Origin of the sequence: Azohydromonas caseinilytica, assembly GCF_012927045.1 — a bacterium.
Taxonomy (GTDB): Bacteria; Pseudomonadota; Gammaproteobacteria; order Burkholderiales; family Burkholderiaceae_C; genus Azohydromonas; species Azohydromonas caseinilytica.
Genome location: NZ_JABBFW010000004.1, coordinates 20,599 through 38,211 on the forward strand (window position 1 = coordinate 20,599; position 17,613 = coordinate 38,211).

At 72.8% G+C, this 17,613-nt stretch carries 19 protein-coding genes; 12 read left to right on the forward strand and 7 right to left on the reverse strand.

The genetic code is table 11. The annotated features are described in order from the left end of the window. Window positions 1-50: 50 nt before the first annotated feature. Complete coding sequence (locus HHL10_RS07250) at window positions 51-611, forward strand: Uma2 family endonuclease (RefSeq protein WP_169159685.1); 561 nt, start codon at window positions 51-53, stop codon at window positions 609-611. Window positions 612-717: 106 nt separating this feature from the next. On the opposite strand, the gene HHL10_RS07255 is transcribed toward HHL10_RS07250, so the two are convergent. After that, a complete protein-coding gene (locus tag HHL10_RS07255; protein WP_169159686.1) occupies window positions 718-3,375 on the reverse strand; it encodes a bifunctional acetate--CoA ligase family protein/GNAT family N-acetyltransferase in 2,658 nt (885 codons plus the stop codon). A 186-nt stretch (window positions 3,376-3,561) separates the two neighbouring features. Between HHL10_RS07255 and HHL10_RS07260 the strand changes: the two genes are divergently transcribed. Then, a complete protein-coding gene (locus tag HHL10_RS07260; RefSeq protein ID WP_169159687.1) occupies window positions 3,562-4,041 on the forward strand; it encodes a universal stress protein in 480 nt (159 codons plus the stop codon). Then, the gene (locus HHL10_RS07265) at window positions 4,034-5,440 is read left to right on the forward strand and encodes an AMP-binding protein (protein ID WP_310734546.1); all 1,407 of its coding nucleotides are present in this window, start codon (window positions 4,034-4,036) and stop codon (window positions 5,438-5,440) included. Before HHL10_RS07260 ends, HHL10_RS07265 begins: the two co-directional genes overlap by 8 nt. Window positions 5,441-5,817: 377 nt before the next feature. Here HHL10_RS07265 and HHL10_RS07270 read toward each other — a convergent pair whose 3' ends face one another. Then, the gene (locus tag HHL10_RS07270; protein WP_169159688.1) at window positions 5,818-6,597 is read right to left on the reverse strand and encodes an alpha/beta hydrolase; all 780 of its coding nucleotides are present in this window, start codon (window positions 6,595-6,597) and stop codon (window positions 5,818-5,820) included. Between the two features lie 173 nt (window positions 6,598-6,770). Here HHL10_RS07270 and dcd point away from each other — a divergent pair, with 173 nt between their 5' ends. The 3 genes from dcd to HHL10_RS07285 all read left to right on the forward strand — a co-directional run bounded on the left by dcd (window position 6,771) and on the right by HHL10_RS07285 (window position 8,760). Then, window positions 6,771-7,340: a dCTP deaminase gene (gene dcd, locus HHL10_RS07275; RefSeq protein ID WP_169159689.1), complete on the forward strand. Its 570-nt coding sequence runs from the start codon at window positions 6,771-6,773 to the stop codon at window positions 7,338-7,340. A 114-nt stretch (window positions 7,341-7,454) separates the two neighbouring features. Beyond that, window positions 7,455-8,339: a KPN_02809 family neutral zinc metallopeptidase gene (gene ypfJ, locus HHL10_RS07280; RefSeq protein WP_169159690.1), complete on the forward strand. Its 885-nt coding sequence runs from the start codon at window positions 7,455-7,457 to the stop codon at window positions 8,337-8,339. 19 nt (window positions 8,340-8,358) lie between these two features. Continuing rightward, complete coding sequence (locus tag HHL10_RS07285) at window positions 8,359-8,760, forward strand: DUF1801 domain-containing protein (RefSeq protein ID WP_169159691.1); 402 nt, start codon at window positions 8,359-8,361, stop codon at window positions 8,758-8,760. Between the two features lie 92 nt (window positions 8,761-8,852). Here HHL10_RS07285 and HHL10_RS07290 read toward each other — a convergent pair whose 3' ends face one another. From HHL10_RS07290 to HHL10_RS07300, 3 genes are all read right to left on the reverse strand, one after another. After that, window positions 8,853-10,010: an alpha-hydroxy acid oxidase gene (locus HHL10_RS07290; protein WP_169159692.1), complete on the reverse strand. Its 1,158-nt coding sequence runs from the start codon at window positions 10,008-10,010 to the stop codon at window positions 8,853-8,855. Window positions 10,011-10,121: 111 nt separating this feature from the next. Then, a complete protein-coding gene (locus tag HHL10_RS07295) occupies window positions 10,122-11,039 on the reverse strand; it encodes a LysR substrate-binding domain-containing protein (RefSeq protein WP_169159693.1) in 918 nt (305 codons plus the stop codon). Between the two features lie 152 nt (window positions 11,040-11,191). Next, the gene (locus tag HHL10_RS07300; RefSeq protein WP_169159694.1) at window positions 11,192-11,671 is read right to left on the reverse strand and encodes a hemerythrin domain-containing protein; all 480 of its coding nucleotides are present in this window, start codon (window positions 11,669-11,671) and stop codon (window positions 11,192-11,194) included. 75 nt (window positions 11,672-11,746) lie between these two features. Here HHL10_RS07300 and HHL10_RS07305 point away from each other — a divergent pair, with 75 nt between their 5' ends. From HHL10_RS07305 to HHL10_RS07320, 4 genes are all read left to right on the forward strand, one after another. Beyond that, window positions 11,747-12,151, forward strand: a complete 405-nt coding sequence (locus tag HHL10_RS07305; RefSeq protein WP_169159695.1) for a YbaN family protein — start codon at window positions 11,747-11,749, stop codon at window positions 12,149-12,151. A 117-nt stretch (window positions 12,152-12,268) separates the two neighbouring features. Continuing rightward, window positions 12,269-12,826: a TA system antitoxin ParD family protein gene (locus HHL10_RS07310; protein WP_169159696.1), complete on the forward strand. Its 558-nt coding sequence runs from the start codon at window positions 12,269-12,271 to the stop codon at window positions 12,824-12,826. 71 nt (window positions 12,827-12,897) lie between these two features. Then, window positions 12,898-14,520, forward strand: coding sequence for an ExeA family protein (locus HHL10_RS07315; RefSeq protein ID WP_169159697.1), 1,623 nt, complete (start codon window positions 12,898-12,900; stop codon window positions 14,518-14,520). Beyond that, complete coding sequence (locus HHL10_RS07320; RefSeq protein ID WP_169159698.1) at window positions 14,520-15,323, forward strand: general secretion pathway protein GspB; 804 nt, start codon at window positions 14,520-14,522, stop codon at window positions 15,321-15,323. The genes HHL10_RS07315 and HHL10_RS07320 overlap by 1 nt, the downstream gene beginning before the upstream one ends. A gap of 21 nt (window positions 15,324-15,344) precedes the next feature. Here HHL10_RS07320 and HHL10_RS07325 read toward each other — a convergent pair whose 3' ends face one another. Continuing rightward, entirely contained in the window at window positions 15,345-15,854 is a 510-nt protein-coding gene (locus HHL10_RS07325) for a CBS domain-containing protein (protein WP_169159699.1), read from the reverse strand. 372 nt (window positions 15,855-16,226) lie between these two features. Here HHL10_RS07325 and HHL10_RS07330 point away from each other — a divergent pair, with 372 nt between their 5' ends. After that, on the forward strand, window positions 16,227-16,976 hold the full coding sequence (locus HHL10_RS07330) for an extracellular solute-binding protein (protein ID WP_310734547.1): 750 nt from the start codon (window positions 16,227-16,229) through the stop codon (window positions 16,974-16,976). Next, on the forward strand, window positions 16,973-17,173 hold the full coding sequence (locus HHL10_RS07335; protein ID WP_169159700.1) for a ribbon-helix-helix protein, CopG family: 201 nt from the start codon (window positions 16,973-16,975) through the stop codon (window positions 17,171-17,173). The genes HHL10_RS07330 and HHL10_RS07335 overlap by 4 nt, the downstream gene beginning before the upstream one ends. Window positions 17,174-17,178: 5 nt before the next feature. On the opposite strand, the gene HHL10_RS07340 is transcribed toward HHL10_RS07335, so the two are convergent. Beyond that, entirely contained in the window at window positions 17,179-17,583 is a 405-nt protein-coding gene (locus HHL10_RS07340) for a DUF779 domain-containing protein (protein WP_169159701.1), read from the reverse strand. Between the last annotated feature and the right edge of the window lie 30 nt (window positions 17,584-17,613).

Sequence of the window (17,613 nt, forward strand, 5' to 3'; positions counted from 1 at the left end):
CTTGGAGCCTGCGAGTACGCTTGCCTCACACCGCAGCTTAGCCATCAGCCATGGGACAGCCCGCACACCGTCTGGCGACTTACGACGACATCCTGGATCTGCCCGAGCACCTGGTCGGGGAAATCATCGGCGGCGACCTCGTCACCCATCCGCGTCCCGCGCCACGCCACGCGCTGGCGCTGTCGCTGCTGGGTGCCGAGCTGTCCGGCCCCTTCCATAAGGGCCGGGGCGGGCCGGGCGGCTGGTGGCTTCTGGCTGAACCCGAAGTTCACCTCGGCCCGCACGTGCTCGTGCCCGACATCGCCGGCTGGCGGCGCGAGCGGCTGCCGCGCCTGCCCGACACGGCCTGGTTCGAGCTGGCGCCGGACTGGGTGTGCGAGGTGCTGTCGCCCTCCACCGCGCGCGTGGACCGGGTGCAGAAGCTGCCGGTCTACGCCGAGGCCGGGGTCGGCCACGTGTGGCTGGTCGATCCCGTGCTGCGCACGCTGGAGGCCTTCGAGAACCAGCAGGGGCGCTGGCTGCTGCTCGGCGCCTTCAAGAACGACGACGCCGTGGCCGTCGCCCCCTTCGAGGCCGTCGCCCTGGAGCTGGGTGCGCTGTGGGCCGATTGAAGCAGCGACAAGATTGTTTACCTGTGGCTCACAGCTTTCTCATGTTTTGGCCTTTGGTTGAGAAAACTGTTTCCTGAGGGATGACATTCCTGCCGCGCATCGCGGTTCACAGGTCCATCCAGATCCGCCGCGTCCCGTCCGCGCGATCCGGCGGACCCTCGGTGAACCCGAGGCGCTTGCCCAGGCCGCGCATGGCCTCGTTCTCCTCCAGCACCACGGCCACGATGCGGCGCGTGCCCTGGCTGCGCAGGTAGTTGATGAGCTTGTCCATCAGCAGCTGGCCCAGGCCGGTGTGCTTGAGGTCGGAGCGCACCAGCACGCCGAACTCGGCTTCCTGGTTGTCGGGATCGGCCACCGCGCGCGCCACGCCCAGGGTCACCTCGCCGCCCTCCGCATTCGGCTCGGTGGCGATGAAGGCCATCTCGCGCGCGTAGTCGATCTGCGTCAGCCGCGCCAGCTCGCTGCGCTCGATGCTGCGGCGGCTGTAGAACACGCGCATGCGGATGTCCTCCGGCGACACGCGCGACAGGAACTCCAGGTGCTGCGCCTCGTCCTCGGGCCGGATCGGGCGCAGCGTGATCTCGTGCTCGTGCCAGGGCACCGTCTCCGCCAGCGGCGTGGGGTAGGGCCGGATCGCGAAATTGGCCTCGCCGGCCGGGCCGGCGGCGCTGGCGCGGATGCGCGCATCCAGCGCCACCACGCCCGACGGGCTGGCGATGAGCGGGTTGATGTCCAGCTCCGCGATCTCGGGCACGTCGGCCAGCAGCTGCGACACCGTCACCAGCACCCCGTAAAGCGCCTGGTGGTCCACCGCCGAGGTGTCGCGCCAGGCGCCCAGCAGCTTGGACACGCGCGTGCGCCCCACCAGCGAGCGCGCCAGCGGCTCGTTGAGCGGGGGCAGACCCACGGCGCGGTCGGCCAGCACCTCCACCGCCGTGCCGCCATGGCCGAACAGCACCACCGGGCCGAACAGCGGGTCGATGGTGGTGCCCACGATCAGCTCGCGCCCATGCGCGCGCTGGACCATCTGCTGCACCGAGAAGCCCAGCAGCGTCGCGTCCGGGCGGCGCGTGCGCACGCGCTGCAGCATCCCCGCCGCGGCCTCGCGCACCTCCTCGGCCGTGTCCAGGTTCAGCACCACGCCGCCCACGTCGGACTTGTGCGTGATCTGCAGCGACAGGATCTTCAGCACCACCGGGAAGCCGATGCGCTGGGCCGCCTCGGCGGCCGCGTCGGGGTCGGCCGCGGTGGTGGTGGTGGCCGCCACCGGGATGCCGCAGGCCTGCAGCACCGCCTTGGCCTCGGGCTCGGTAAGCATCTCGCGCCCGGCCTCCAGCGCCTGCCGCACCAGGGCGCGGGCGCGCGCGGTGTCGGCCGCCGGCCAGTTGGGTGCGGCCGGCGGCGCCTCCATCAGCTGGGCCTGGTTGCGGGCGTAGTCCACGCCGAGGGCGAAGGCGCGCACGGCCTGCTCCGGCGTGTCGAAGCTGGGCAGCCCGGCATCGTGGAAACGCTGGCGCGCCTCGGCCACGGCGGTCTGGCCCATCCAGCAGCTCAGCAGCCGCGGCGGCATGCGCTTGAGCAGCGGCACCAGCGCCTGCGCGATCTCGCTGCTGGGCACGATGGCGGTGGGGGCGTGGATGAACAGCACCGCCGGCTGCGCCGGGTCGGCGGCCAGCGCCTCCAGCGTGGCCACGTAGCGCTCCACCGGCGCGTCGCCGATGAGGTCCACCGGGTTGCTGCGCGACCAGTTGGCCGGCAGCGCCTCGTCGAGCCGGGCGAGGGTGGCGGGGGCGAGCTGGCACAGCTTGACGCCGGCATCGGCCGCGGCATCGGCGGCCATCACGCCGGCGCCGCCGCCGTTGGTGACGATCACGAGCTCCTCGCCGCGCCGGCCGCGGAAGCGCGACAGCGTCTCCGCGGCGATGAACAGCTCCTGCAGCGTGCTCACGCGCAGCATGCCCGCGCGCGCGATGGCGGCGTCGAAGACCAGGTCCGACCCGGCCAGCGCCCCGGTGTGCGAGGCCGCGGCGGCCTGTCCGGCGCTGGAGCGCCCGGCCTTGACCACGATCACCGGCTTGTTGCGCGCCGCCGCGCGCGCCGCGGACATGAACTTGCGCGGCGCGCTGACGGACTCGATGTAGAGCAGGATCGCCCGCGTGCGCGCGTCGCTGGCCAGGAAGTCCAGCATGTCGCCGAAGTCCACGTCCGCGCCTTCGCCCAGCGACACGAAATGCGAGAAGCCGATGCCGTTGGCGCGCGACCAGTCCAGCATCGCCGTCATCAGCGCACCGGACTGCGACACCAGCGCCAGCTCGCCGGGCAGCGCGTCCACGTGCGCGAAGCTGGCGTTCAGCCCCAGCCGCGGTACCAGCAGCCCGATGCAGTTGGGGCCCAGGATGCGCAGCAGGTGCGGGCGCGCGGCGTCGAGCATGGCGCGCTTGGTGTCACCGTCCAGCCCCGCCGTCATCACCACCGCCGCGCGCGTGCCGAGCGCGCCGAGCTCGGCGATCAGCCCCGGCACGCTGGCCGGCGGGGTGCAGATCACGGCCAGCTCCGGCACCTGCGGCAGCTCGGCCACGCGCGGGTACACGGTCTGGCCGTCGAGCTCGCGCAGGCGCCGGTTCACCGCGAACACCGGACCGCCGAAGCTGCCGGCGCGCAGGTTGCGCCACACCGTCGCGCCCACGCTGCGCGGGCGGTCCGAGGCGCCGATGACGGCCACCGAGGTCGGGTCGAACAGGGAATCCAGGTTGCGGATGCTCATGAGGTGATGCTGCTGGTTGTGGTGCCGGGTCGCGACAGGCGCACGCAGCGTGCCCGCAGGCACGCCCCGGCGCGCTTGTCATGGATCAACAGGCCCTGCTTTGAGGGCTTGGCGCTTCGGGACTAAAGTGCTCCAGGAGACGGCGCCGCGCGCCGCTTCCCCGAGAACGACGACAGGAGACAGCCCATGAAGATTCTGCTGCCCGTGGACGGTTCCGCCCTGGCGCTGGACGCCGTGCACCACGCGCTGCGCCTGGTGCGCGAGGGCCTGCGCGCCAGCTTCGTGCTGGCCAACGTGCAGGAGCCCACCACCTTCTACGAAATGATGACCCTGCACGACGCCGAGGCGCTGGCGCGCATGAGCGAGGGCGCCGCGGCGGACGCACTGCAGGGTGCGCAGGCGCTGCTGGAGGCGGCCGGCGTGGAGTACGAGGTGCAGGTGGGTACCGGCGACGTGGCGCACACGCTGCTGGACATTGCCGAGGAGCAGCAGTGCGACGCCATCGTGATGAGCGCGCGCGGCGTGGGCGGCTTGGCCGCGGCGCTGGGCTCGGTGTCGCAGACGCTGCTGCACGACAGCCGGCTGCCGCTGACCATCGTGCGGCATGTCGAGCCCGAGGCGCCGGCCGAGGACGTGGACATGGATGAGGAGCCCGCGGGTGGTTGATTCGGTGGTGGGCGACGTGCCGATGCTTGATCTGTTGCGGGCCGGGGCCGCGGCCTGGGACGTGGTCACGGCCGCGCGGGCCGATGCCGCGGTGCTGGCGCAGCGCCAGCGCCAGCGCCTGGCCGAACTGGTGCGCACGGCGCAGGCGCAGTCGCCCTGGTATGCGCGGCGGCTGCCGCACGATGCGGTGCAGCGGCCGCTGTCGGAGCTGCCGGTGCAGCACCGCGGCGAGCTCATGCGCCATTTCGACGACTGGGTCTGCGACCGGCAGCTGCGGCGCCAGCCGCTGCAGGGCTTCATCGCCGATCCGCGGCGCATGGCCCAGCCCTTCATGGGCCGCTACACGGTGTGGGAGAGCTCGGGCACCAGCGGCGAGCCCGGCATCTTCGTGCAGGACGCCGCGGCCATGGCGGTGTACGACGCGCTGGAGTCGCTGCGCCACGGCGGCGCCTCGCCCTGGAGCTGGCCGATGCCGCTGGGCCTGGGCGAGCGTGTCGCCTTCGTGGGCGCCACCGACGGCCACTTCGCCTCCTGCGTGAGCGTGCAGCGGCTGCGCCAGCGCAACCCGTGGATGGCGCCGAACCTGCAGTCCTTCTCGATCCTGCAGCCGGTGGACGCGCTGGTGCGCGCGCTCAATGCCTGGCGTCCGACCATCATCGCCACCTATCCCACGGCCGCGGCGCTGCTGGCCGATCAGGCGCAGGCCGGGGCGCTGCGCATCGCGCCGCGCGAGGTCTGGACCGGCGGCGAGACGCTGGAGCCCGCGCTGCGCCAGCATGTGCAGCAGGTCTTCGACTGCCGCATCCGCAACAGCTACGGCGCCTCGGAGTTCCTGGCCATGGGCTGGGAATGCGGGCAGGGCGCGATGCACCTCAACAGCGACTGGGTGATCCTGGAGCCGGTGGACGAGCAGCACCGTCCCGTGCCGCCGGGCCGGCCTTCGGCGCGCACGCTGCTGACCAACCTGGCCAACCGGGTGCAGCCGCTCATCCGCTACGAGCTGGAGGACCAGCTCACCATCGACCCGCGGCCCTGCGCCTGCGGCTGCGCGCTGCCGGTGATCCGCGTGGACGGCCGCGGCGACGACCTGCTGCGCATGGATGCGCGCGCCGGCGGCACGGTGACGCTGCTGCCGCTGGCGCTCTCCACCGTGATGGAGGAGCACGCCCAGGTCTACGACTTCCAGCTGCGCCAGTGCGACGGCCGCACCCTGGCGCTGCGCCTGGGCGGCTCCGCCGCCGAGGCCCCCGCGGCGCTGCAGCGCTGCCGCCAGGCGCTGCAGCAGTTCGCCCAGGCGCAGGGCCTGGTGCCGCTGGAGCTGCTGGACGAGACCACGCAGCCCATGCTGCGCGGACGCAGCGGCAAGCTGAGGCGGGTGCTGGCGTGCGGGGCGGGGTAATGGATCAGGTTGCTTGGGCAACTGGGAGCGGAAAAGCTATGGTGTGACGCGGTGATTTCGCGGTGATTTCGCGGTGGTGAGGGCGCTGCTGCAGGTGCCTTGGTCGGAAGGCTGAGTTGCCGAGCTTTCTACTTCGTCATTCCCGCGCAGGCGGGAACCCAGGCGGTCCTCAAGCTGGCCGTGAGCCAATTGCCTGGCACACCAAGGTCTGGTGGACTGAGCGTGCCGGCCATGTTTCTTGCGCTCTGATGTGGGACTGCCTGGGTCCCCGCCTGCGCGGGGATGACGAAGTAATAAGCGGACCGCACCAGCTTGCGGCTACCGACTGGCAGACTTTCCCAGACAGCCCATCACTGCACACAGGCAGGCCCGGACGGTCAATGCGCCCGCAACCTCTGCGCCACCGCTGCCGACACCGCGTAAGGCTGCCAGCGCCCCTCGGGCTGCGCCAGCCGGTCCGCCACCACGGACCACACCTGCGGATGCCACACCAGCCCGATGTGGCTGGCCTGCACCTCGACGTTCTCGGCATGCGCCACCGCCGCCTCGCGGCAGGCCTGCCAGGCCACCACGCCGTCGCTGCGGCTGTAGATGGAGGTCGTGGGCACCGGTGGCGTGGCCGCCATCCGCGCCAGCAGCGCCTCGTCGATCTGGGGCAGCCGCCCGCTCAGGAGCTGGCACAGCACGCCGACCGTGGTGTGCTCGCCGCGGCCCGCGAAGGGCGTGCCCAGCGTGATGACCTGGCGCACGAGCCCGGGGCGCCGGCGCGCGATCTCGCGCGCGTAGATGCCGCCCAGGCTCCAGCCGACGAGGCTGGCGCGGCGCCCGTGCTGCGCCACCGTTTCGGCCACGCCCTCGGTGAGCAGGTCCAGCCAGTCCTCGACCGCGCCCTTGGGACCGATGTTGCAGCCATGGCCCCAGTCGCAGGCCTCGTAGCCCAGGTCGCGGCAGCAGCGCCGCAGCGGCTCCAGCGCCATCGCGTCGGCACACAGGCCCGGGAACAGCACCACCGGATGGCCGTCGCCGGTGGGCAGCCGGCGCCGGTCCATGAAGCCGACGCTGACGTACTCCAGGAGCGCACGCATGGGCTCCAGGCCCATCAGGGCCAGGGGCGGTGCCGAGTAGGCGTAGGTGCTGGTGCTACAGCTCAATGACATGGCGAAACCCGATAGCTGTTGATGTCTTGGTCCAGGCAAGCGCGGGTCCCGCCACGCACCGGAATGAGGCGCATCGTGCTGTAGTCGGCTTCCTACAGCGTTCTTCCCGGGGTGCTTCGGGGACGTTGGTGGGGCGCTGTCAAAATCCCGGCCATCCGTATACGGGAAATGACATGAGCATCAAGAGCGACAAGTGGATTCGCCGCATGGCGCAAGAGCACGGGATGATCGAGCCCTTCGAGCCCGGCCAGGTCCGCCACGCCGCCGACGGCCACAAGATCGTCAGCTACGGCACCAGCAGCTACGGCTACGACATCCGCTGCGCGCGCGAATTCAAGATCTTCACCAACGTGCATTCCACCGTGGTGGACCCGAAGAACTTCGACGAGAAGAGCTTCGTGGACTTCGAGGGTGACGTCTGCATCATCCCGCCCAACAGCTTCGCGCTGGCGCGCACCATGGAGTACTTCCGCATCCCGCGCAACGTGCTGACCATCTGCCTGGGCAAGAGCACGTACGCGCGCTGCGGGATCATCGTCAACGTCACGCCCTTCGAGCCCGAATGGGAGGGCTACGTGACGCTGGAGTTCTCCAACACCACGCCGCTGCCGGCCAAGATCTATGCGGGCGAGGGCTGCGCGCAGGTGCTGTTCTTCGAGAGCGACGAGGTCTGCGAGACCAGCTATGCCGACCGCGGCGGCAAGTACCAGGGCCAGCGCGGCGTGACGCTGCCCAAGACCTGAGCTCCCTGGCCCGCGCGGCAGCGGCGCCGCGCGGGCGCGCATGCCGCTTGCTGCTTCTGCACCACAGACGCAGGCGGGCCAGTGGCGGCTCGCCGTCTCAGCCAGGGAGCCGGCATGAGGTGGCAGGGGCAGCGCGAAAGCGAGAACGTCGAGGATCTGCGCGGTGATTCCGGCGGTGGGGGCGGCGGATTCGGCGGCCTGCCCATCGGCGGACGCGGCCTGAGCCTCGGCGGCGTGGTGGTGGCGCTGGTGGCGGGCTGGATCTTCGGCATCAACCCGCTGGCGCTGCTGGGCCTCATGGACAGTGGCGGCCCGCCGCCCACCGCGCAGCGCGAGGTGACGCCCTCGCATCCCACCGACGAGCGCGCGCGCTTCGCCTCCGTGGTGCTGGCCGATACCGAGGACGTGTGGGGCGCCATCATGGGCCGCGCCCAGCGCAACTACGAGCCACCGCGCATGGTGCTGTTCCGCGGCGCCACGCGCACCGCCTGCGGCCTGGGCGAGTCGGCCGCCGGGCCCTTCTACTGCCCGGCCGACCGCAAGGTCTACATCGACCTCGGCTTCTTCGACACGCTGTCGCAGCGCCTGGGCGCGCCGGGTGACTTCGCGCAGGCCTACGTCATCGCCCACGAGGTCGGGCACCACGTGCAGCAGGAGCTGGGCCTCACGCAGCGCGTGGACGCGCAGCGCCAGCGCCTGTCGCAGGCCCAGGCCAACCAGCTGTCGGTGCGCCTGGAGCTGCAGGCCGACTGCTTTGCCGGCGTATGGGCGCACCACTCGCAGCGCGGCAAGGGCTGGCTGGAGCAGGGCGACATCGAGGAAGGCCTCAACGCCGCCTCACAGATCGGTGACGACACGCTGCAGCGCCGCAGCCGCGGCACCGTGGTGCCCGAGAGCTTCACCCATGGCAGCAGCGCGCAGCGCGTGCAGTGGTTCCGGCGCGGGCTGCAATCGGGCCAGCCTGCGCAGTGCAACACCTTCGAAACGGCCGGTTCCTGAACCTGAAAGCCTCACACCCATGCGACGACTCTCCAACTCCGCCGCGCTGGTGGACAACTGGTTCGACATGCTGCCGCCGCACCAGCAGGCCACCGTGCGTGCCCTGCATGGCGCGGTGCTCGATGCCGCGCCGCAGCTCATCCCCAGCGTGAAATGGGGCAACCTGGCCTACCTCGACGGGCCGGCGCAGTTGCTCTCCATCAGCACGCACAAGACGCATGCGCAACTGCAGGCCGCGCGCGTGCTGTGCGCGATGCTGCCGCCGCACGGCCCGGGCGACGAGGCGGCGGACCACCCGCTGGCGCGGCCGCTCAAGTGCCGCTATTCGCAGCCGGTGGACGAGGGGCAGGTCGCGCGCGTGGTGCGCGCCTGCATGCAGTTGCGGCACGAGCACGAGGCGCCGCATCCCGAGGAGAGCTGAGCGCCGGCCGCAACCGCTTCACGACCGCGGATGGGCTCATGCCCGCACAGGCGGGCATGACGAGGGTCGCTGCGTGCCCGTGTCGGGCAACCTCAAGGCTTCGGGAACGTCCCTGGCAGCAGCACGCGCGTGTCCACCTTGGCCAAGTTGCGGTGGCCGCAGAAGGCCATGGTCAGGTCCAGCTCCTTGGCGATGATCTCCAGGCAGCGCGTCACGCCGGCCTCGCCCATGGCGCCCAGGCCGTAGAGGAAGGCGCGGCCGATGAGCGTGCCGCGCGCGCCCAGGGCCCAGGCCTTGAACACGTCCTGGCCGCTGCGGATGCCGCCGTCCATCCACACCTCGATGTTCTTGCCCACGGCCTCGACGATGGCCGGCAGCGCCTCGATGGAGCTGGGCGCGCCGTCGAGCTGCCGCCCGCCGTGGTTGCTCACGATCAGCGCGTCGGCGCCGGAGTCGGCGGCCAGCCGCGCGTCCTCCACGTCCATGATCCCCTTGAGGATCAGCTTGCCGCCCCAGCGCTTCTTGATCCACTCCACGTCGCCCCAGTTGAGCTGCGGGTCGAACTGCTCGGCGGTCCAGGAGCTGAGGCTGGAGAGGTCGCCCACGCCGCTGGCATGGCCGACGATGTTGCCGAAACTGCGGCGCTTGGTGCCCAGCATGCCCATGCACCAGCGCGGCTTGGTCGCCAGGTTGATGAGGTTGGCCAGCGTGGGCTTGGGCGGCGCCGACAGGCCGTTCTTGAGGTCCTTGTGGCGCTGGCCCAGGATCTGCAGGTCCAGCGTGAGCATCAGCGCCGAGCAGTTGGCAGCCTTGGCGCGGTCGATGAGGCGCTCGATGAAGGCGCGGTCGCGCATCACGTAGAGCTGGAACCAGAAAGGCTTCGTGGTGTGGGCGGCGATGTCCTCGATCGAGCAGATGCTCATGGTCGAGAGCGTGAACGGAATGCCGAACTTCTCCGCCGCCTTGGCCGCCAGGATCTCGCCGTCGGCGTGCTGCATGCCGGTGAGGCCGGTGGGCGCGATGGCCACGGGCATGGCCACGTCGTGGCCGACCATGCTGGCGCGGATGGAGCGGCCTTCCATGTTCACCGCCACGCGCTGGCGCAGCTTGATCCTGTGGAAGTCGGTCTCGTTGGCGCGGTAGGTGCTCTCGGTCCAGGACCCGCTGTCGGCGTAGTCGTAGAACATGCGCGGCACGCGCCGCTTGGCCAGCACGCGCAGGTCTTCGACGTTGGTGATCACGCTGCTCATGGTCTGTGTCCCCGGGGGTTCTTCAATGGGCGCGCATCCTAGCGGCGCCTCGCGGCCCCCGGCCGGACAAATGTTCAGGCGGTGGCGGAAAGTCGTGCCGGCCGCGCGGCCTCAAGCGCCGGGCGCGCGCCGGGCCGCCACCACGGCCACGGCTTCCCGGGCGATGCGCTCGCAGGCGCGCTGCAGCCACTGTGCGAACTGCGGCGCCGCGCCGCTGGCGGCGTGCGGCGCCACGTAGTACTGGTGTGCGGGCATGACCTGCACGTCGAACAGCGGGATCAGCGCGCCGTTCTCCAGCCAGGCGCGCGCCAGCGACGGGCGAGCCAGCGCCACGCCCTGGCCGCCCAGCGCGGCCTCCAGCGTCAGGCCCAGGTCGAGCAGGCGCGGGCCCTCGTCGGGCTCGGGCCAGGGCAGGCCCGCGGCGGCGAACCAGGGTGCCCAGGGCTCCAGCGGCGTGCGCAGCAGCGGTGCGTGCGCCAGGTCGGCGGGCGTGCGCAGCCGCGGCAGCCGCGCCAGCAGCGAGGGCGCGGCCACGGGCAGCACCACGTCGTGCATCAGCACCGTGCCGCCCACGGCGGCGGCGTCGCCATGGCGCACCTGCACGTCGGCATCGCTGCCGCCGTCGTCGAGAAAGGGGATGGAGAGCACCACCTCCAGCTCCACCCGCGGGTGCGCCTCGGTGAAGGCGGGCAGCTCGGGCACCAGGATCTGGCGCGCGAAGGTCGGCGGCGTGCTCACACGCAAGCGCTGCACGCGGCGCGCGTGGCGCCGGTGCTGGGGCGCCGCGGCCAGCAGGCCCAGCGCGGCGCGCACATGCGTCAGGTATTCCTTGCCCGCGGGTGTGAGGCTCAGCCGCGGGCCGCGCTGGAACAGCGGCGTGCCCAGCAGCTCCTCCACGGTGGCGATGCGCTTGCCCACGGCGCTGGCCGTCACGGCCAGCTCCTCGGCGGCCTTCTCGAACGTGCCCAGCCGCGCCGCGGCCTCGAAGGCCCGCAGGCCGTCGATGGAGGGAAAGCGCAGGTCCGGCATGGGAGCCGGACTCTAGCAGCGCGGTTTCACGCCCCGGGGGCCGGGGTGCCAAGCCGGGCCTCGCGCCGCGGTCGGGGCGTGCCGCATGGGGCGCGCCTTGCGGCCGTGGACCGGGCCCGGGGAGCGTCGCGCGGCGCGGGCGCGCACGAGGTTCAGGTGGAGCAGCTGGTGCTGCCGCAGCCGGTGAGGGCGCCCTCGGTGACGGGCTCGCGGCAGAGGCCGGTGGCGGGGTCGAAGCCCACCTGCTCCATGTGGAAGGCCAGGCCGGCGTCCATCATCTGGGCATGGCCGGGGAACCATTGGGCCAGTTCCGCCACGGCCTGACGCAACGGGGCGAAGTCCCCTTCGGTGCTGGCCAGCGCCACCACGTTGCGCATGACTTGCAGGACCGCGGCGTGTTGAAAACTGTGGCAGTTCTCCGTGGCGAAGCCGGTGGCGGCCATCCAGCGGTCTTCCTGGCCGAAGTGCTCAATGGTGTGGTCCAGCAGCTCCTGGAAGCGCTGCAGCAGCACGGCCGGCTCGGCGTCCAGCGCGGCTTCCGCCGCGGCGAGCAGGTCCACGAATTCTTGGTGCGTGTCGTCCATTTGCGGCTGCTGCAGCGCCAGCGCATCGGACCAGGTCAGGGTCGGCATGGGCGGCAGTGTGGCCCGCGCGGCAGGCCCGTCCCTTGAGCCAGCTCAAGCCGGTGGCGCCGTTAGCATCGGCGCATGACGACGGAAATCACGAACAGGCAACGCCGGCCGCTGCGCTGGCTGTGGCTGCTGGGCGGCGGCTGCAGCTTGGCGTTGGGCGTGGTGGGGATGTTCCTGCCGCTGCTGCCCACGGTGCCCTTCGTGTTGCTGGCCGCGTTCTGCTTCTCGCGCGGCAGCGAGCGCTACGAGCGCTGGTTGCTGGAGCACCCCACGTTCGGCCCGCCGGTGCGGCAGTGGCGCGAGCAGCGCGCCGTACCGCTGCGTGCCAAGCAGGTCGCCACGCTGATGATGGCGCTCAGCAGCGCGCTGGCCGCCTGGTATCTGCCGTCGCCCTGGCGCTGGCTGCCGGGGCTGTGCTGCGGCGCGGTGGCGCTGTGGCTGTGGCGGCTGCCTACGGCGGTGGCGCGGCCCGGGCCGTGATGCAGGACACGTCCGGGGCGTCGCCGCCCGGCCGCCCGGGCCGGGCAGGGTCGCTCTTCATCCTCGGCCGGGTCCGACGGTGGTAGATTGCCGCCCTTTGCTATCACGGCCACCAGCATGTCTCAGACGATCCGCATCCCAGACTCGCTCCTCGCGCTCGCGCAGCGCGAAGCCGAGCTGATGAGCCGCACCGTGGTTCAGCAGCTCGAACATTGGGCCCGCCTGGGGCTGGCCCTGGAGGCTTCGGGTGTGACGGCCAGCCAGGTGCGGCACCTGCTCGACATGGAAATGGGCCGCCGCCTGGACCTGCCCTCGCGCTCGCTGCGCCGCGAAGAGCCCCTGCCGGAAGAGCGCCCGCGCGACAGCGGCTGGAGCGGTGCCGATGAGGAGCCCGAGCGCACGAGCGGCAACGGCGCCGACGAGGAATTCGACGAGGACTACAGCGACGAGGAAGTCGCCGTGGCCATCACCTGCATCAGCGGCGTGCTGTCGCTGGAGGAGGGCGCCGACGAGGCCGATCTCTCCGAGCGCGAGCTGCGCCGCCTCATGGCCGGGCTGCTGCGCCGGCGCCGCCACATGAGCCTGTCCGAGCTGGAGGATCTCAGCCCCGAGCGCCGCCTGCAGCTGGCCACCGAAATCGCCTTCGCCGAGCACGCCGCGCGCGGCCGGCGCTGACCACCGCCGCACCCCGGGGCCGCGCTGCTGACGCGGCGCCGACCTTCGCGGCCTAAGCCCCAAAGCCGCCGATGTACGCCAGTCACTTCGGGCTGCGCAGCGAGCCCTTTTCCATCGCCCCGGACCCGCGCTACCTCTTCATGAGCGAGCGCCACCGCGAAGCGCTGGCGCACCTGCTCTACGGCGTGCGCGGCGGCGGCGGGTTCGTGCTGCTCACGGGCGAGATCGGCGCGGGCAAGACCACCGTCTGCCGCGCCTTCCTGCAGCAGCTGCCGCCGGACTGCCTGGCGGCCTACGTCTTCAACCCGCGGCTCACCGCCGTGGAGCTGCTGCAGACGGTGTGCGAGGACTTCGGCCTGGGCGCCATCGAGGCCACGACCGTCAAGCCGCTGGTCGATGCGCTCAATGCCTTCCTGCTGCGCGAGCATGCGGCCGGGCGCCAATGCGTGCTGGTCATCGACGAGGCCCAGAACCTCGGCCCCGAGCTGCTGGAGCAGCTGCGGCTGCTGACCAACCTGGAGACCAGCGAGCGCAAGCTGCTGCAGATCGTGCTGGTGGGCCAGCCAGAGCTGCAACAGACGCTGGCCGGGATGGAGCAGCTGGCGCAGCGCGTGATCGCGCGCTACCGCCTGCAGGCCCTGTCCGAAGCCGAGACGCGCCAGTACGTGGAGCACCGCCTGTCCGTGGCCGGGCTGGGCGGGCCGCTGCCCTTCGACGCCGGGGCGCTGCGGCGCATCCATGCGCTCACGCAGGGCGTGCCGCGGCGCATCAACCTGCTGTGCGACCGCGCGCTGCTGGGCGCCTATGCGCAGGGCCGCCGCGAGGCGGACGCGGCCACGGTGCGCCAGGCCGCCGCCGAGGTGTTCAACCTGCCGCCGCGACGGCACCGGGCCGTCGTGGCCGCGGCGGCGCTGGCCGGCGTCGTGGGCGTGGGCGCGATCGTGTGGAGCGGGCTGCACCGGCCCGGACCGGCCACGACGCTGGCCCGTGCCGATGCCGCGGCCTCCGCACCCACGGCGGCGTCCGCCGCTGCATCGGCCGTGCCGGACGGTCCGGTGGCGACGGCCGCATCCGCCGCGCCCGCCGCTTCGGCCCCGCTGCCGCTGGCGGGCTTGCCTTCCGAAAACGCCGCCTGGCGCGAGCTGGCGGTGCTGTGGAAGCTGCCGGTGGAGCAGGCCGACGCCTGCGCCGCCAGCGCCGGGCAGCGCGTGGGCTGCTTTCGCGGCAGCGGCCTGGGCCTGACGCAGCTGCGCCAGTTCGACCGCCCGGGGCTGCTGGCGCTGCGCGACGCGCAGGGCCGCCCGACCTGGGCGCTGCTGGTGGCGCTGGACGAGCGGCAGGCCACGCTGCGTGCCCATGGCCGCGAGATGAGCGTGCCGCTGACCGCGCTGGCGCCGCTGTGGCAGGGCGAGTGGGCCAGCTTCTGGCGCGCGCCGCCGGGCTACGCCCGCGCCCTGGGCGCCGGGGACGAGGGCGCGGCCGTGCCGGCGCTGGCCACGCTGCTGGCCAAGGCCCAAGGCCGGCCCGAGCCCAAGACGCCGCCGCGGCGCCTGGACGGCGCGCTGCTGGCGCAGCTGCGCGCCTTCCAGCTCGCCGCCGGCCTCCAACCCGACGGCGTGGCCGGCCCGGGCACCTTCATGCTGCTCAACCGCGCCGGCGGCCTCGACGAGCCGCGGCTGCTCAAGGCTCCCTGATGTCCTACATCCTGCAGGCGCTCCAGCGCGCCGAAGCCGAACGTGCCCGCGGTGCCACGCCGGGGCTGAACACGCCGACGCTGCCCGGCGCCGCACCGGTGCCGCGCGCGCGCCGGACGCTGCCTTGGGCGGTGGCGGCGGGCACGCTGGCCGGCAGCGCGGTGCTGGCTTGGTTCCTGTGGCCCGTGGCGCCGGCCGCGCAAGGACCCGCCGTGGCCCTGAACACGCCGCCGCAAGCCACCACACGCGCTTCCGAGGCGAGAACGCCAGCGGCAGCGGCGCCTGCCGTGCCGGCCGCTCCGGCAGCAGCGCTGACGCCGGCCGTCCCGGCCGTGCCCATCGTCGCCGCGCCGCCGGCTCCCGCACCCGCGCCCCAGCCGGAGGCAGCACCCGCGCCGCGCCGCGCCGAAGCCCCACCCGCCGTATCCAGCGCGCTGCCGCGTGCGCCGGCTGCCGCGCCGAGCCCGGCCGCGCCGCCGCCCGCCACGGCAGCCCGCCCCGCGCCGCCGGCCGCCCTCGACAAGCCCGTGCCGCCAGCCACCACGGCCGCTGCCACGCCCGCGCCTGCCGTCCCACCCGTCGTGACGCTGGCCGAGCTGCCCGCGCCGGTGCGCCAGGCGCTGCCGCCGCTGAACCTGGGCGGCGGCATCTATTCCCCCGAGCCGGCCAACCGGCTGCTGATCGTCAACGGCCAGGTGCTGCGCGAGCGCGCCCAGATCGGCCCGGAACTGGTGCTGGAGTCCATCGGCCCGAAGGCCGCGGTGTTCCGCTTCCGGCAGCAGCGCTTCGAGATGCGGTACTGAGGCGCGGCGGCTGCCGGCTCCTCACTCCGGCATCGCGCTGGGCTCGTCCGGCGCCCAGCCTTTTGACGGGATGCGGCCCGCATCCAGCCCATGCTGCCGGTCCGGCTCCGAGGGCGTGGAGATACCGCTGAGCGCCTGTTGCGCCGCCGCCTGCGCGTCGCCGCGCGTGGCGGCGTCGCCCAGCGACAGGATGCCCACCAGCCGCTCCTGGTGGTCCAGCACCGGCACGCGGCGGATCTGGGCGCGCTCCATGCGCTCCACCACCTCCGCCAGCGGCTGGTCCTCGTAGCAGAACTGCACCAGGTTCGTCATCACCTCCGACAGCGGCGTGGCGCTGGCCCTGAGGTCCTGCGCCACGGCGCGCAGCACGATGTCGCGGTCGGTGACCATGCCCACCACGCGGCCGTCGTCCTCGCACACCGGGATCACGCCCACGTTGAGCTCGTCCATCGCCTGGGCGGCGAGCCGCACGCTGTCGTCGGGCGCCATCGCGCGCACGCCGCGCGTCATCACTTCGGCAACCTGGGTCATGTCGGGCTCCTGCGAGTCTTCAGGCGGCACGGCCCCGCGCCGCGCCCGCCGCGATGCCAGCGCTGGGGCATCTGGCATGCCGATGGCGGCCAGGAGCCCCGGGTTCGCGTTGCCTGCCCATCCGTTCCGGCACCGGGCCCCGGGATGGCGCAATGACGCCAGTTATGCTGCGCCGCACATATCGCGCCGCCGGGGCGGAACCAGAACAATGGCGTCAGGCTTGTTCCACGCGTTCCGATGTCGATTCCCCGCAGTGCTCCATCCAGGCACACCGCTCCCCTGAAAGCCGCCTGCGGCGTGGCCCTGGCCGCCACTGCGGCAGTCGCTGCGGCGCAGGCGCAGACCGCCGCCGCACTCTCCGCCGCTTCCGCCGTGACTCCCTCCGAGGTCGTCACCGTCTACGCCGCGGGCAGCCTGCGCGCGGCGCTGACCGAGGCGGCCCGGGCCTTCGAAAGCCGGTCGGGCGCGCGCGTGGCGCTGAATTTCGGCGCTTCCGGGTTGCTCAAGGACAAGCTGCTCGGCGGCGAGCGCGCCGACCTGTTCGCCTCGGCCAACATGGAGCACCCGCAGGCGCTGGCCGCGGCGGGCCGGGCCCGGGCGGTGGAACCCTTCGCCCGCAACGCGCTGTGCCTGCTGGGCGCACCGGGGTTCAGCTTGCGCGGCCAGAGCGTGGCGCAACGGCTGCTCGATCCGGCGCTGCGCCTGGGCATCTCCACGCCGGGCGCCGATCCGGCCGGCGACTACGCCTTCCGCTTCTTCGAGCGCATCGAGGCCAGCGGCGCTGCCGCGCCGGGCTCGGCCGATGAGCTGAAGAAGCACGCGCTGCAGCTCACCGGCGGGCCCGGCTCGCCCACGCCGCCGGCCGGGCGCAGCGTCTACGGGATGCTGCTGGCCGAGGGGCGCGCCGACGTCTTCGTCACCTACTGCACCAACGCCACGCTGGCCGCGCGCGAGAACGCGGCGCTGCCGGTGCTCCCCGTGCCGGCGGAGCTGGACGTGGCCGCCACCTACGGCCTGGCGCTGCTGCCCGGGGCGTCGCCGGCGGCCGAGGCCTTCGCCGGCTTCCTGCGCGGCCCCGAGGGGCAGGCGCTGCTGCGCGGCCACGGCTTCAGCGCGCCATGAACCGCCCCAAGCGACGCCCGGCCGACGAGCCCGTGCGGCTGACGCTGCGGCTGCCCGCCGACACGGTGCGCCGGCTGCGCGAGGTGGCGCGCCAGCGTGGCCTGAGCGTCAACGGCCTGCTCGACGAGGCCGCGGCGCTGGCGCTGCTGGAGTACGAATTCCTGCGCCCTTCCGACGAGGCGGCGCCGCCGCGATAGCCGCCTCACACCTTCCCGTTCTCCTGCAGCCAGCGCCACTCGGCCTCGTCGTACAGGCGCGAGCGGGTGACGAAGTGCAGGCCCAGCGTGCTCTCCAGCGAGAACATGCCGCCGCGCCCGGGCTCGGCGTCGATGATGAGTTGCGTGTGCGACCAGTACTCGAACTGCGCGTCGCTGATGTAGAAGGGCACGCCGCCGATGTGACCCAGCAGCCGGTCGTGGTCGCCCACCAGCAGCTCGCCCTCGGACCAGCACATCGGCGCGCTGCCGTCGCAGCAGCCGCCGGACTGGTAGAACATCAGCGGCCCATGCTGGGCGCGCACGCGCTCGATGAGCGCCAGCGCCAGCGGCGTGGCCACGACCTGCGGCACCTCCTTGGTCTTGACGGACGGCGGCATGGGTTCCGGCATCGGTTCTCCCCGTGGAATGCAGGAATGAAA

What these genes read in the sequence shown, in the direction of transcription:
- HHL10_RS07250 (WP_169159685.1), top strand. Translation starts at nt 51, where the DNA reads ATGGGACAGCCCGCACACCGTCTGGCGACTTACGACGACATCCTGGAT.
- HHL10_RS07255 (WP_169159686.1), bottom strand. Translation starts at nt 3,375, where the DNA reads ATGAGCATCCGCAACCTGGATTCCCTGTTCGACCCGACCTCGGTGGCC.
- HHL10_RS07260 (WP_169159687.1), top strand. Translation starts at nt 3,562, where the DNA reads ATGAAGATTCTGCTGCCCGTGGACGGTTCCGCCCTGGCGCTGGACGCC.
- HHL10_RS07270 (WP_169159688.1), bottom strand. Translation starts at nt 6,597, where the DNA reads ATGTCATTGAGCTGTAGCACCAGCACCTACGCCTACTCGGCACCGCCC.
- dcd (WP_169159689.1), top strand. Translation starts at nt 6,771, where the DNA reads ATGAGCATCAAGAGCGACAAGTGGATTCGCCGCATGGCGCAAGAGCAC.
- ypfJ (WP_169159690.1), top strand. Translation starts at nt 7,455, where the DNA reads ATGAGGTGGCAGGGGCAGCGCGAAAGCGAGAACGTCGAGGATCTGCGC.
- HHL10_RS07285 (WP_169159691.1), top strand. Translation starts at nt 8,359, where the DNA reads ATGCGACGACTCTCCAACTCCGCCGCGCTGGTGGACAACTGGTTCGAC.
- HHL10_RS07290 (WP_169159692.1), bottom strand. Translation starts at nt 10,010, where the DNA reads ATGAGCAGCGTGATCACCAACGTCGAAGACCTGCGCGTGCTGGCCAAG.
- HHL10_RS07295 (WP_169159693.1), bottom strand. Translation starts at nt 11,039, where the DNA reads ATGCCGGACCTGCGCTTTCCCTCCATCGACGGCCTGCGGGCCTTCGAG.
- HHL10_RS07300 (WP_169159694.1), bottom strand. Translation starts at nt 11,671, where the DNA reads ATGCCGACCCTGACCTGGTCCGATGCGCTGGCGCTGCAGCAGCCGCAA.
- HHL10_RS07305 (WP_169159695.1), top strand. Translation starts at nt 11,747, where the DNA reads ATGACGACGGAAATCACGAACAGGCAACGCCGGCCGCTGCGCTGGCTG.
- HHL10_RS07310 (WP_169159696.1), top strand. Translation starts at nt 12,269, where the DNA reads ATGTCTCAGACGATCCGCATCCCAGACTCGCTCCTCGCGCTCGCGCAG.
- HHL10_RS07315 (WP_169159697.1), top strand. Translation starts at nt 12,898, where the DNA reads ATGTACGCCAGTCACTTCGGGCTGCGCAGCGAGCCCTTTTCCATCGCC.
- HHL10_RS07320 (WP_169159698.1), top strand. Translation starts at nt 14,520, where the DNA reads ATGTCCTACATCCTGCAGGCGCTCCAGCGCGCCGAAGCCGAACGTGCC.
- HHL10_RS07325 (WP_169159699.1), bottom strand. Translation starts at nt 15,854, where the DNA reads ATGACCCAGGTTGCCGAAGTGATGACGCGCGGCGTGCGCGCGATGGCG.
- HHL10_RS07335 (WP_169159700.1), top strand. Translation starts at nt 16,973, where the DNA reads ATGAACCGCCCCAAGCGACGCCCGGCCGACGAGCCCGTGCGGCTGACG.
- HHL10_RS07340 (WP_169159701.1), bottom strand. Translation starts at nt 17,583, where the DNA reads ATGCCGGAACCCATGCCGCCGTCCGTCAAGACCAAGGAGGTGCCGCAG.